This window comes from Rhizobium sp. CC1099, assembly GCF_029714385.1.
Classification (GTDB): Bacteria; Pseudomonadota; Alphaproteobacteria; order Rhizobiales; family Rhizobiaceae; genus Rhizobium.
This window is the reverse complement of record NZ_CP121641.1, coordinates 2,173,619-2,186,215: the sequence shown is the minus strand read 5'-3', so window position 1 is coordinate 2,186,215 and position 12,597 is coordinate 2,173,619. Positions and strand designations below refer to the sequence as shown.

At 61.4% G+C, this 12,597-nt stretch carries 14 protein-coding genes and 3 pseudogenes; 9 read left to right on the top strand and 8 right to left on the bottom strand.

Annotated elements, in window-relative coordinates:
• The first annotated feature begins 8 nt into the window (after positions 1-8).
• Complete coding sequence (locus tag QA644_RS11300) at positions 9-503, top strand: CreA family protein (protein ID WP_074068917.1); 495 nt, start codon at positions 9-11, stop codon at positions 501-503.
• Between the two features lie 49 nt (positions 504-552).
• Here the strand turns inward: QA644_RS11300 and QA644_RS11295 are convergent, their stop codons facing one another.
• A complete protein-coding gene (locus QA644_RS11295; protein ID WP_022714385.1) occupies positions 553-1,020 on the bottom strand; it encodes a chemotaxis protein CheW in 468 nt (155 codons plus the stop codon).
• A 2-nt stretch (positions 1,021-1,022) separates the two neighbouring features.
• Positions 1,023-1,307: pseudogene (locus tag QA644_RS11290) on the bottom strand (methyl-accepting chemotaxis protein); the annotation flags it as partial.
• Between the two features lie 153 nt (positions 1,308-1,460).
• On the opposite strand from QA644_RS11290, the gene QA644_RS11285 reads away from it, so the two are divergent.
• From QA644_RS11285 to QA644_RS11275, 3 genes are read left to right on the top strand one after another with little or no spacing between them, the layout of a single operon-like run.
• A complete protein-coding gene (locus tag QA644_RS11285; RefSeq protein WP_194730022.1) occupies positions 1,461-2,066 on the top strand; it encodes an SCO family protein in 606 nt (201 codons plus the stop codon).
• Positions 2,067-2,070: 4 nt separating this feature from the next.
• The gene (locus tag QA644_RS11280) at positions 2,071-3,198 is read left to right on the top strand and encodes an NAD(P)/FAD-dependent oxidoreductase (RefSeq protein WP_239598198.1); all 1,128 of its coding nucleotides are present in this window, start codon (positions 2,071-2,073) and stop codon (positions 3,196-3,198) included.
• Positions 3,199-3,215: 17 nt separating this feature from the next.
• Positions 3,216-4,094 (top strand): 50S ribosomal protein L11 methyltransferase, encoded by an 879-nt coding sequence (locus tag QA644_RS11275; protein WP_283068463.1) that lies wholly within the window; start codon positions 3,216-3,218, stop codon positions 4,092-4,094.
• A 156-nt stretch (positions 4,095-4,250) separates the two neighbouring features.
• On the opposite strand, the gene QA644_RS11270 is transcribed toward QA644_RS11275, so the two are convergent.
• A complete protein-coding gene (locus QA644_RS11270; protein WP_283068461.1) occupies positions 4,251-4,424 on the bottom strand; it encodes a hypothetical protein in 174 nt (57 codons plus the stop codon).
• A gap of 277 nt (positions 4,425-4,701) precedes the next feature.
• Between QA644_RS11270 and QA644_RS11265 the strand changes: the two genes are divergently transcribed.
• Positions 4,702-6,537: an aminopeptidase P family protein gene (locus QA644_RS11265; RefSeq protein ID WP_283068459.1), complete on the top strand. Its 1,836-nt coding sequence runs from the start codon at positions 4,702-4,704 to the stop codon at positions 6,535-6,537.
• 21 nt (positions 6,538-6,558) lie between these two features.
• Here the strand turns inward: QA644_RS11265 and QA644_RS11260 are convergent, their stop codons facing one another.
• Complete coding sequence (locus tag QA644_RS11260) at positions 6,559-6,867, bottom strand: AzlD family protein (RefSeq protein WP_039845329.1); 309 nt, start codon at positions 6,865-6,867, stop codon at positions 6,559-6,561.
• A 1-nt stretch (position 6,868) separates the two neighbouring features.
• Entirely contained in the window at positions 6,869-7,588 is a 720-nt protein-coding gene (locus QA644_RS11255; protein ID WP_283068458.1) for an AzlC family ABC transporter permease, read from the bottom strand.
• Between the two features lie 131 nt (positions 7,589-7,719).
• On the opposite strand from QA644_RS11255, the gene QA644_RS11250 reads away from it, so the two are divergent.
• A complete protein-coding gene (locus tag QA644_RS11250) occupies positions 7,720-7,968 on the top strand; it encodes a DUF2164 domain-containing protein (RefSeq protein WP_283068457.1) in 249 nt (82 codons plus the stop codon).
• Between the two features lie 3 nt (positions 7,969-7,971).
• Here QA644_RS11250 and pncA read toward each other — a convergent pair whose 3' ends face one another.
• Complete coding sequence (pncA, locus tag QA644_RS11245) at positions 7,972-8,598, bottom strand: bifunctional nicotinamidase/pyrazinamidase (protein WP_283068455.1); 627 nt, start codon at positions 8,596-8,598, stop codon at positions 7,972-7,974.
• A gap of 211 nt (positions 8,599-8,809) precedes the next feature.
• Between pncA and QA644_RS11240 the strand changes: the two are divergent.
• Positions 8,810-9,010, top strand: a pseudogene (locus QA644_RS11240) (IS110 family transposase); the annotation flags it as partial.
• Positions 9,011-9,067: 57 nt separating this feature from the next.
• Here the strand turns inward: QA644_RS11240 and QA644_RS11235 are convergent.
• Complete coding sequence (locus tag QA644_RS11235; RefSeq protein WP_283068453.1) at positions 9,068-9,406, bottom strand: SIP domain-containing protein; 339 nt, start codon at positions 9,404-9,406, stop codon at positions 9,068-9,070.
• Between the two features lie 80 nt (positions 9,407-9,486).
• Between QA644_RS11235 and QA644_RS11230 the strand changes: the two genes are divergently transcribed.
• Positions 9,487-9,888, top strand: a complete 402-nt coding sequence (locus tag QA644_RS11230; protein ID WP_239598209.1) for a DUF488 family protein — start codon at positions 9,487-9,489, stop codon at positions 9,886-9,888.
• A 75-nt stretch (positions 9,889-9,963) separates the two neighbouring features.
• Complete coding sequence (locus QA644_RS11225) at positions 9,964-10,311, top strand: hypothetical protein (protein WP_074068909.1); 348 nt, start codon at positions 9,964-9,966, stop codon at positions 10,309-10,311.
• Positions 10,312-10,967: 656 nt separating this feature from the next.
• On the opposite strand, the pseudogene QA644_RS35160 reads toward QA644_RS11225, so the two are convergent.
• Positions 10,968-12,557 (bottom strand): annotated as a pseudogene (locus QA644_RS35160) (3'-5' exonuclease); the annotation flags it as partial.
• Between the last annotated feature and the right edge of the window lie 40 nt (positions 12,558-12,597).

Genomic DNA, 12,597 nt, shown 5'->3' with positions numbered 1-12,597 from the left:
GAGTCGCCATGTCCACTTTGCGCAAGCTTGTTCTTTCCGCCGCTTCGGTTGCCGCGCTTAGCGCAGGGGCCGCGTCTGCCGAGGTCGTCGGCAAGGTCGGCGTCGACTGGATCGGCAACGACATCATCGTCGATGCCATCGCTGATCCGGAGGTGAAGGGCGTGACCTGCCACGTCACTTATTTCGACCGCAGCGTGATCGACCGGGTGAAAAACGGCAACTGGTTCGAGGATCCCTCGAACAATTCGATCGCCTGCCGCCAGACGGGACCGATCGAAATCGGTGACATCAATCTCTCGAGAGATGGCGACGAGGTGTTCAAGGCGGGCATGTCGCTCATCTGGAAGAAGCTGGTCGTTAACCGCATCTACGACAAGACCAACGACACGCTGATCTATCTCGCACATTCGCGCGAGCTGACAGATGGCTCGGCGAAGATGTCGATCTCGACGATCCCGCTCTACGGCCAGAACGTCACCTGGAAGAACGGCAAGCCGCAATAACGAAAAGGCCTGGTTTTCGCCAGGCCCCTGGTTTTGAGCGGAAGGCTCCTTACGCAGCCTGTGCCAGTTCGTCGGCGATGACAGTGTCGAGGTTCAGGAAGCAGACCATGGTCTTTTCCAGCGCCACGATGCCGCGGCAGAAGGCGCGCTGGGCTTCCGGGATGATTTCCGGCGGCGGCTGCAGGTCTTCGCTCTTGATGGTCATCATGTCGGAAACCTGCTCGACGAGGAGGCCGACGAGCTTGCCGGCGATGTCGGTGACGATGATGGCGGAGCGCTCCGACGGCTCCGTCATCTTCATGCCGAGACGGCAGGCCATGTCGATGACCGGGATCACTGCACCGCGAAGGTTGATGAGGCCGAGCACGTAGGGCGGCGTATGCGGCATTGGCGTCACCGGCGCCCATCCGCGGATTTCGCGGATCGCCATGATGTCGATGCAGAATTCCTGTTCGGCGAGATGAAAGGAAACGATTTCGAGATGGGAACCGGCCTGTGTGATGATGGCGCTTGTCATGATCAGAATTCTTCCCAGTTGTCTCCGGCCGGAGCGGCCACGGCTTTGGCGGCGGCGCCGCCACTGAATGCGCCCGCGACTTTGCCAATCAGGCTCCGTGCAGGTAAAAGGTTCCGGATGCGAGGCGGCGGTTGCTTCTCGCGGCGCGTGACGGGCGTTCATGCCCTCGCCGGTCTTGAACTGCCTACCCAGCGGATCGGATTTCGGCGTCCGTGGCTGATGGCAGTGTTGATGTCGTTCAGTCCAACGGATTTTTCGCTCGCAGAGGTTACGATTGATTTAACGTGCACCGCCGATGCGCAAACATCTGCCAAAGCGGAGGGTGAGGCAATTAATCACGGGCAGGAAAACGGGATGTTGAATTGCGTGCGTGGCGCCGAAGAGCTATCAGGCGGGCAGTCGCGGGCCGCGCCGTCCGCTTGCCTTCAGGGGTCGCAGACATGAAGAATTTCCGTGTTGCTGTTTGGGTGGCCGTCATCATCGTCGCGGCGGTGCTCGGATGGCTGACGCTGAACATCACGAAGACGAGGGATATGCCGCTCGCCGAGGGGCCGTTCGGCGTTCCGTTCACGCTCGTTTCCCAAAGCGGCGAGCCGATCACCGAGCAGGCGTTGCGCGGCAAGCCGACCGCGGTGTTCTTCGGCTTCACGCATTGCCCCGAGGTTTGCCCGACGACGCTCTTCGAGCTCAATGGCTGGATGGAGAAAGTCGATCCGGCGGGCGACAAGATACAGGCCTATTTCGTCACGGTCGATCCGGAGCGCGATACGCCGGAAATCATGAACCAGTATGTCTCGAACGTTTCGAAGCGCATCACCGGCATCTCCGGTCCGCCGGAGAAGGTTGCCGACGTCATCAAGGGCTTCCGCGTCTACGCCAAGAAGGTGCCGGTCGATGAGAAGGATCCGAATGGTGAATATACGATGGATCACACGGCATCTGTCTTCCTCCTTGATTCCGAGGGCCGTTTCGCCGGCACGATCGCCTATGGCGAAAACCCGGACACGGCGGTAAAGAAGCTGGAGAATTTGATCAGCAAGGGATGAAACTATGGGGGCCGGGCATCGCAACATCCTGATCGCCGGTGCCGGCGCGACGGGTCTTGCGGTAGCAATCGAGCTTGCCCGGCGAGGCTTTCGCCCGCGCATCATCGACAGCGATGTAGGCCCGGTGCCGCTTTCGGAAAGCCGGGCGCTCGGCATCAATGCGCGCACGCTGACCTTGCTTTCGCCTTCCCGGGCCGCTGACGCAATCCAGCAGGAGGCCTATCGGATCGATCGCTTTCGGGTACGGTCGGGCAAGAAAGTGCTTTTCGAGATCGATCCTTCCAAAATCGACGGCCGCTTTCCGGCAATCCAGGTGCTTGCGCAGGGCCATACGGAACGGCTGCTGCTCGGCAAGCTTTCCGACTATGAAGTCGAGCCTGAATGGCAGACGGTGCTTGAAAGCGTCACCGGCACGATGGACCGACCGCATGTGACGCTGCGCCGCGCAGATGGCTCCCGGGAGGAAGTCGACCTCGATATCCTGATCGGTGCCGATGGCGCACATTCCACCGTGCGCAAGGCTGCAGGCCTCGGCTTCCCGGGCGAGGCGATCGAAAAGGCCTTCTATCTTGCGGACTACCGCTATCCGCAGCCGATCGATCCGCGTTACGTCGAGATCAGCCTGTTCAATCCCGGCATGGTCGGCCGGATTCCCGTTTCCGGTGATTCGGTGCGCTACCTCTCGACGCTTCCCGATTTCGAAAGCCGCATCGCCCATCCGGTGCCTGGCGGCGAATTGGTGTGGACCGCGAATTTCCGCATCCATTTCCGGCATGTCGAGCGCATGTCGAAGGGTAACGTCTTCCTCGCTGGTGATGCGGCGCATATCCATTCGCCGGCGGGCGCCCGTGGCATGAATCTCGGCATCGAGGATGCCTGTTGGCTCGCCTATCTGATATCGGAAGGCAGGGAACAGGACTATGCGGACCTTCGAATGCCGGCGGTCAAAATGGTCTTGAAGCAGACCTATGGGCTAACGAGGCTGGTGACCATGCATCATCCGGTTGCGACCGGCCTTCGCAATTTTTTCGCACCGCTGCTGATCCGCGTTCCGGGCTTTGCCAGGCGGTTTCTTCGCAGCGTTGCCGGTTATGACACGCCGCCGCCGGTCTGGATCGACGGCGCGCAATAGAAATAGGAAAAGTTCGAGTGAGTGAAATTCGCCTGTATGTGACGACGGCCGAAAAAAAGGCCGGGCAGGTTCTCGATCTTCTGACCGAAGTTTTCGGTGAAGAGGACTTCGCGATTGCGACGACCGAGAGCGATGAGAAGAAGGATATCTGGGAAGCCTCCGTCTATATGATGAGGGAGGACGAGGACGAGGTTCGCCTTCGCGTCGAGGAGGCGCTTAAGGCGCCGTTCCCCGACCTGAGGGTCGAGCGCGAAGTCATTCCCGATATCGATTGGGTGGCGAAATCCCTTGAAGGCCTGAAGCCTGTCCGGGCAGGGCGCTTCCTCGTGCATGGCTCGCATGACCGCGGCAAGGTCCGCCCCGGGGATATCGGTATCGAAATCGATGCGGGGCAGGCTTTCGGCACCGGCCATCATGGCACGACGGCCGGCTGCCTGGAGGTGATCGACAGCGTGTTGCGTTCGCGGCCGGTCGGCAATGCGCTGGACCTCGGCACGGGCAGCGGCGTCCTGGCGATTGCGGTGCGCAAGCTCAAGAATATCCCGGTTCTCGCAACCGACATCGACCCGATCGCCACGCGTGTCGCGGCCGAAAACGTGCGGCGGAACGGCATTGCCTCGGGGATCGTTGCGAAGACTGCGCCAGGTTTTCATTCGACGGCCTTTGCGGAACACGGGCCGTTCGACCTCATCATCGCCAATATTCTGGCGCGGCCGCTGATCAAGATGGCGCCGAAGCTGGCCGAGCACCTGGCGCCTTCCGGTTCGGTGATCCTGTCAGGCATCCTCGCAGAACAGCGCTGGAGGGTGCTTTCGGCCTATAATGGCGCGAAGCTCCGCCACGTCCGCACCATCTGGCGAAACGGCTGGGTGACGATCCATCTTGACCGTCCGTAAGCTACCGGCAAAAAAAGAAGGCGGTGCCATTGGCACCGCCTTCGACCGTTAAACGGCCATGCCCGCGAGCTCGAAGGAGGAGGAGCGCTCGAGCGGGCTCTACAGTTCTGATTGCCGGTCCGTTGAGGGAGGAGGAGAAACGAAACGGCAAATAGCTCAGAACGCGTAGCTGGGTACACCCTTGTGGTGCGTAACCTCGTGGCCCGTGCCGAGCATCTTGAGGCTATCCCCATTGAGCGGGCGGCGGGCACCGATGACGTGATGCACAGTCTGGCGTTCGCCAGCCTGCACCGGGCTGCTGTAAGCGAAGCGCGACAGAGAGGCAGTCATTTTCATTTCCTTTTCGTTGCAGGCTCGGTTTCCGAAGCCGTTTGATGCGCCGTATATAGCTATTCCCAAATCCTGAGGCAGAGGGTTTCATTCATGGGAGCCATGCGTTGAATGCATAAAGCGTGCCAGTTTCGGTTTTCTTGTCACATTTCTGCCAAAATATTGAGCGGCCTGACATGGGGCAAAGTGGCTGCTTTTTCTCCCATTGCCCTGATTTTTCGATAACATGGGCCGCCCCGCTTTTTGGCGGATTCGGATATAGCTATTGGGTTTTCAGATGTTCCAGTCTTTTGAGGTCACCTCCACGCCACAATTCGGCCGCGATCGGGTCGGGCAACTGCGCGCGAGTTTCGAGGCGCTCGGCATTGACGCCTTTCTCGTGCCGCGTGCCGATGAGTACAACGGCGAATATGTGCCGGCGGGCGCGGAGCGCCTGGCGTGGCTGACCGGCTTCACCGGGTCTGCGGGCATTGCGCTCATCACCCATAGCCAGGCGATCATTTTCGTCGACGGCCGCTACGTCACGCAGCTTGCCGAGCAGGTTGATAGTTCCGTCTTTACCGGCGGCGACCTCGTCAACGAGCCGCCGCATGTCTGGATTCCCAAGAACGGCAAGCAGGGCATGCGTCTCGGCATCGATCCGTGGCTGCATTCCGGCGCCGACGTGCGGCGTCTTGAAAAGGCGCTTGCCGAGATCGGCGGCACGCTGGTGATCCTGCCGCACAATCCGCTCGACAGGCTCTGGACGGATCGGCCGGCCGAACCGCTCGGGGCCGTCGTCATCCAGAATGTCGCCCAGGCCGGCACGCTGGCAAAGGACAAGATTGCGACGATTGCCGCCGATCTCGCCAAGAAGAATGCGGCAGCCGTGCTGATCGCCGATCCGTCTTCGATTGCGTGGATCTTCAATATCCGCGGTGCCGACGTTCCGCATACGCCGCATCCGCTTGCCCGTGCCATCATCCATGCAGACGGCAAGGCCGAGCTGTTCCTTGATAAGCGCAAGACCAGCATCGAGCCGGAGGCCTATCTTGCGCAGATATGCGTGCAACTGCCGCCGTCTTCGCTCGACGAACGGCTTGCGGCCGTGTCGAAGGATGGCCGCCGGGTTATGATCGATCCGGACATCGCCTCCTATGCGCTTGCCGACATCATCCGCAAGGCAGGCGGCGACGTGGTGGAGGGTGCCGATCCTGCCAAGCTGCCGCGAGCGGTGAAGAACAGCGTTGAACTCAACGGCTCGGCGGCGGCCCACCTGCAGGACGGCGCGGCGATGGTCGAGTTCCTCTACTGGCTGTCGCAGGAAAAGCCGGGCACGGTGACGGAGATTGCCGCGGCCGAGAAGCTGGAGGCCGTGCGCGCCAGCGTCGGCCAGAACATGCAGAACCCGCTCAAGGATGTTTCCTTCGACACGATTTCCGGCGCCGGCGAGCATGCCGCGATCATGCACTACCGCGTGACGGTCGACACCGACCGGACGATCAATGCTGGCGAGCTTTTCCTGATCGATTCCGGCGCTCAATACATCAACGGCACTACGGACATCACCCGCACCGTCGGCATCGGCGCGGTTTCGGAAGAGCAGAAGCGCTTTTTCACACTGGTGCTGAAGGGCATGATCCAGATCAGTACGGCGCGCTTTCCGAAGGGCACGCGGGGCTGCGATCTCGACCCGCTGGCGCGCATCGCGCTCTGGCGGGCGGGCGTCGATTTCGGGCACGGAACTGGCCACGGCGTCGGCTCGTATCTTTCCGTGCACGAGGGGCCGCAGCGCATATCGAGGCTTTCGACGCAGGAACTGCTGCCCGGCATGATCCTTTCCAACGAGCCGGGTTATTACCGGCCGGGCAGCTTCGGTATCCGCACAGAAAACCTGATCTATGTGCGCGAGGCGGAGGACATCGATGGCGGCGACATGCCGATGCTGGGCTTCGAGACGCTGACCTTCTGCCCGATCGACCGCACGATCGTTATTCCCGAACTGCTGACGCATGACGAGCTGCACTGGTTCAACGATTATCACGCCCGCACCCGCGAAGCGCTGATGCCGCTAATCCACGACGAAGACGTCAAAGCCTGGCTGGAGAATGCGACGCTGCCGCTGGAATATTGAGGTTTAAAGCGCCGCGCGGCCCTAGAATCCGATCGTGCGGCGCCAGGCCATGACGACAAGCCAGGCCGCGACGAGCATCCAGGTGTGCGACACCCTGAGACCGACGATGAGGGCGACGACAAGCGCCAGCTTGGAATCCCAACCGCCGTCGAAGAAGGCCGGTGCGACGATGGTCGTCAGCACGGCGGCAGGGACGGCGTTGAGGGCTGCCTCCATGCGCGGCGGGATGCGTTTCATCGTGGTGATGAGCACATAGCCGCCAATGCGCGTTGCATAGGTCGCAACAGCCGATGCGAGGATCACAAGGACCATCTGGAGATCGAATTCCATGTCAGACCTCGTGCGGTTCGTTTTCGGGTTCGGGCTTGATCGCGCCAGGCAATGGCAGCAGCGCAGCCAAGGTGATGCCGGCCGCAGCACCCAGGCTGACATGCCAGGGTGAGCCGACATAATGGTAGGCGATCGCAGAGGCGACGGCACTGACGAGGGCGACCGGCAGGAAGTTGTCGCGGTTGCGGAAGCCGAGCACGATACCAAGGAAATAGGCGGGCAGCAGGATATCAAGGCCGAGCGCCTTCGGGTCGCCGATGAAGCTGCCGAGCAGCCCGCCGAGAAGGCTGACCAGCACCCAGGGCACGTAGATGATGATGCCGAAGCCGAGATACCAGATGAAGGTGACCGGCTTGCCCTCCTCGCCGCGCTTCACCATCTCGGCGAATTGCGGGTCGACGAGCAGGAAGAAGGTGAAGAACTTCTGCAGCGGCGTAAAATGGCGGACGTAGCGCGCGATCGCCGCCGAGTAGAGAACATGGCGGAAATTGACGGCGAGAATGGAGGCGACGATGAGCCAGGCCTGGACGTTGTTCCCGAAAAGCTCGATGCCGACCATCTGGCTGGCACCCGCATACACGGTGGCGCTCATCAGCGTCAGCTCGCCGAGCGACATGCCGTTATCAACGGCAAGCGCGCCGAATAGCGCTGCGAAAGGCGCGGACGCCGCGGCGACTGTGAAGCCGCCCCGCAAACCCTCGACGAAATCCGCGCGACTCATCGGCAACTGTCCTCCTTCAAAAACGAACCTGCTCTATGTGCCCGACGCCTCCGCCGCAATCGAATTTCCTTGATCGACCGATCGATTTCGCTGAACGGTGGGAACCTCTGACAATGGCAGGAGACGAGACGATGAAGCCGATAGACTTTTCCAAGGACGATAAGGCGGCGTTGATTGCGCGGATCCAGCACTTCTTCGACAAGGAACTGGATCAGCCGGTCGGGCTGCTCAAGTCGGAACTGGTCCTCGACTTCTTCGCCAAGGAGATCGGCGCCGCCTATTACAAGCAGGGCCTGCAGGATGCACATGCGGCGTTTCTGAAGCGTGCCGACGACCTTGCAGACGATATCTACGGGCTGGAGCGGGCGGCACGGGACTGAGCCTTAGTCGGCGAGAGCCTTTTGGCTGTCGATGATCTCGATGCCGCGTGCGTGCATCTCGTCGATTGCGGCAGCCACCCCTTCAGGCGTGATGCCGCGGCTTGCATCCTCGATGAAGCGGACCTTGATCCCGGGCATCATCTCCAGCGCATCGAGCGCCGAGAATTTGACGCAATAGTCTGTCGCCAGTCCGCAGACGTCGAGCTCTGTCACGCCCTGGTCTTCGAGGAAATCGGAAAGCCCGGTCGAGGCATCCTGGTCGTTGTCGCGGAAGGCGGAATAGCTGTCCACCAGCGGATTTTCGCCCTTTTGCTGGATGAGGTCGATCTCTTCGGTTTTCAGCGCCGGATGCAGTTCGGCGTCGAGGGTGTTCTTTACGCAGTGATCCGGCCACATCATCTGCGGCTTGCCGGAAAGCTCGCCCATTTCGAAAGGCTTCTTGCCCGGATGGGAGGAGGCAAAGCTTCCGTGGCCGGGTGGATGCCAGTCCTGCGAGGCGACGATCAGATCGTATTTGCCGCTGTCGATCAGCTTGTTTGCGACCGGCACCACCTGATGGCCGTCCGGCACCGGAAGATTGCCGCCCGGGCAAAAACCATTCTGAATATCGACCAGCAATAACGCTTTCATCAGGCGACTCCATACGTTTGCGGTGCAGCATGCCAAGCGATATGCCGCTATCAACTAGTGGATTTGCAAGTGGTCAAGCGCAAGCTTTTTTTGGAGGAAGTGCGCATGCGCCGCGAGTGAGATGGCGCGACGCGGCCTGCCGCGCGGCGCCTCATTCGGGTAACGCAGGCCCCAAGCCTATCCCAGCGGCACGGGCGGCGATTCAATCGCCATGCGTTTCGTGGACGGCATTGATGTGTCATTGGAATACTCGAGTGTGTGCGTGGTGGATGCGGATGGCCGCATCGTACGTGAAGCAAAGGTCCACAGCGAGCCCGATGCGCTGATCGCCTGGTTTGCCAATCACGGCATGGCAATGGAACGAATTGGTCTGGAGGCCGGTCCCTTGTCGCAATGGCTTTACGCGGGAATGGCGAAGTCGGCCCAGCGCCGACTGCGGACAGAAGCAAGCACTCGGCGAGGGATAAGCTCATAAGGGATTGACTCGGGAAGGCCCGTTACAGAAGAAGCCCGCTGCTTTGATCCATGCTTTCGGATGCTGGCGTTCATCGACCATGATGGCGCGCAGGCGCTTGGCGACGAGGGCTTCGCAAGCGATCCAGACATATCCGTCGCCGGCGGGAAGCGTGAGGCCACGCAAAGCCCGGTCGAGCTGATCCGTGGTACCGGCCGGTGCCGCGCCGCGATGAAGCCAGAGTGTCGTCAGCCTGGCCTTGCTTTCCAGCTCCTCTTCGGGGCCTGCAGGTTTTGTAATCCTTGTCTGTACGCCCGGCCCGCGATCGGATTGGACGCCGACCGGCTCATGCACCCACGGGGGTGTGTCTTGCCCGCTGGCGAAAACACGGCCATCGCGCTAGATTTCTCGTCCGGCCAGGCGAGGAGACCACAATGGCAATCAGCATCGTGCAACTGGGCTCGCCACGGAGCAAGGACGAGGGCTTGCGCATCGGCACCGTGCGCCGCCCGCCGCGCGGCGTGCCGAAGGGGGAGTTTGCGAGCCGCGACTATTACGACGTCTGGCTGCCGATGCTGTCGCCGAGCCAGGAGCTGGTGGCCGAGGCGAAGGCAGCGCAGACCGAAGCCGAGTGGAAGGCCTTTTCCCGCGCCTATCGCAAGGAAATGGCCGCACCCGACACCAGTCGGGTCCTCGACACGCTGGCCGCACTCTCGCACACCGCCAACTTCGCCGTCGGCTGCTACTGCGAAAACGAAAGCCGCTGCCACCGCAGCCTGCTGCGCGGGCTTCTTGCGGAGCGTGGCGCGCAGCTCACGGCGAAGGCCAGCGCCTAGGCGGCAGATGCGCTCTCTTGCCGATCCCGGTTATTTCTGCCTTCCTTGGCCACGAAGAGCAGCCGGGAGCAAGCCATGACCGAGCCAGGGCCAGAAGAGAAGATCGACGCCACCTTCCGCAACGGCTCGCTGACGGCTGCGGGCATCATTCTCGGCTTTTCGCTGAGCTTCATCAGCCGCTGGGTCTCCAACCCGAACGACTGGAGCCGCATCGACATCCTGCCGATGCTGCTCCTGACCGTCGGCATCGGTCTGCAGGTGAAGGTCTTCGCCGACCTTTTGGCGCGGGATTCGCTGATTGCTGCCAAATACGACCGGTCGCGGCGGCTCTTCCTGATCGGATTAGGCATCGTCGCCATCGGCATCGCCATCGCGCTCGTCAACGATATTCTGGGGATGGGCAAGATGCCGATGCTGGGGTGAGCGGGCATTCATGCCCGCTCCACAAGACGCTCGGCACACGCTTCTACCCGGCCGTCAGGTTTTGCTTTGGGCGCAGCGCCGTCGCGTCGCCGTCCGCATGGATGGTTGAAGAGGTCAGGTCCCAATAAGCTTGTTGCAAGCTGCCAGTGCAATGCCCGGATTGCTGAGAAGCGCAATCACCAGAGACAGACCAATCACCGATAGTGAATAGCGTTTCATCTCTATCCTCCTATTCCAGCCCGAAGGGAGTATGGGGGAGGGAGCGCGGAGGGGGAAGTCACGAATGGGTGAGGTGCAGTTGACGCCGATGTCGGAATGAGGCCCCAGCCCGTTCGAACAGCGTCTCGAGCTCTCGTCTGCAACGATTGCCAAATGCCGGATACATTCAATCTAAATTCAGGGTTTTATTGCAGTGCCTATACGACGATTAAGCTTGATCCGTATTTAACTGCGCAAATTTCTGTACGAAGGTGCTTCAAAACAAGCCTAGGTGGCCGATGGATGTCGCATGGATACAATGAAATCAGGGTTGCGTGTGACGATTCCGAGACGGCTTTTTCTTCAAGCAATGGGGCGGCATAAACGCGAAAAAAGCCGGCTGTGAATGTCAGGGTCAGCCTTTTGACGAGATGCCTCGTGCCGCGCGGGCCGGCTCGTCAAACCCGCTCGACAAACCCATCCAACACCCTCTTCTGCCCGGCCCGATCAAAATCGATCGTCAGCTTGTTGCCCTCGATCCCGGTAATATTCCCATTGCCGAATTTCAGGTGGAAGACGCGGTCGCCCATCTGGAAGCGGGAGGGTTCGGTGGAGGTGGATTTGGCAACGAGTTCGCCTTCGATGGTGCGGCCCCTGGGGCCGCTTTCGCCGTAGCCGATACGTTCGACCGCGTGGCCCGAGCGGGTGCCCCAATTGTCGCGGGTGGCGTCGGTCTTGTTGGCTTGGGCGCGTTTCCAGCCGGGGGTGGAATAGGAATTGGCGAAGGGGTCGGCCTTGTCGAAGCGCGACTGGCCGTAGCCGCCGCGGCCGTAACCGCCGTAGCTCTGCTCGACTTCGGCGACTTCGACATGGGTTTCCGGCAGTTCGTCGAGGAAGCGCGAGGGGATGGTCGATTGCCAGAGGCCGTGGATGCGGCGGTTGGAGACGAACCAGATGTGGCAGCGGCGCTTGGCGCGGGTGATGCCGACATAGGCGAGGCGGCGCTCCTCCTCAAGCCCGGCGCGGCCGCTTTCGTCGAGCGAGCGCTGATGCGGGAAGAGGCCTTCTTCCCAGCCTGGCAGGAAAACAGTGTCGAATTCCAACCCCTTGGCCGAATGCAGCGTCATGATCGAGACGGCGTCGAGGTCTTCGTTCTGCTCGGCATCCATGACCAGCGCGACGTGCTCCAGGAAGCCACGCAACGACTCGAAGCTCTCCATCGAGCGGATGAGTTCCTTGAGGTTTTCCAGCCGGCCGGGCGCTTCCGCCGTCTTGTCGGCCTTCCACATGTCGGTGTAGCCGGACTCCTCGAGGATCTGCTCGGCAAGTTCGGTATGCGGAGTCGTTTCAAGCTTTTGCTGCCAGTTCCTGAAGCTCTGCACCACGTCGAAGAGCGCCTTGCGCGCCTTCGGTTTCAGCTCGTCTGTTTCAATGATGTCGGCGGCTGCGGCGAGCATCGGGATGTCGCGGGCACGGGCGTAGTCGTGCAGCGCGCGCACGGTCGTGTCGCCGAGGCCGCGCTTCGGGGTGTTGATGATGCGCTCGAAGGCGAGGTCGTCGGCGGGCTGGGCGACGAGGCGGAAATAGGCCATGGCATCGCGGATTTCGAGGCGCTCGTAAAAGCGCGGGCCGCCGATGACGCGGTAGTTGAGGCCGAGCGTCACGAAGCGATCTTCGAATTCGCGCATCTGGAAGGAGGCGCGCACCAGGATCGCCATGTCGTTGAGGTTATGCTGCTTGCGCTGCAGGGCCTCAATCTCCTCGCCGATGGCGCGGGCTTCCTCTTCGCTGTCCCAGGAGGCATGCACCTGCACCTTGACGTCTTCCGGATCGACGCGGTCGGTGAACAGCGTCTTGCCGAGCCGGCCTTCGTTGTGCGCGATTAGATGCGCGGCGGCGCCGAGGATGTGTTCGGTCGAGCGGTAGTTGCGCTCCAGCTTGATGACCTTGGCGCCCGGGAAATCTTTCTCGAAGCGCAGGATATTGTCCACTTCCGCGCCGCGCCAGCCATAGATCGACTGGTCGTCGTCGCCGACGCAGCAGATGTTGATGGTGGTGTCCCTGATCTCCCCCCTTGTGGGGAAGATG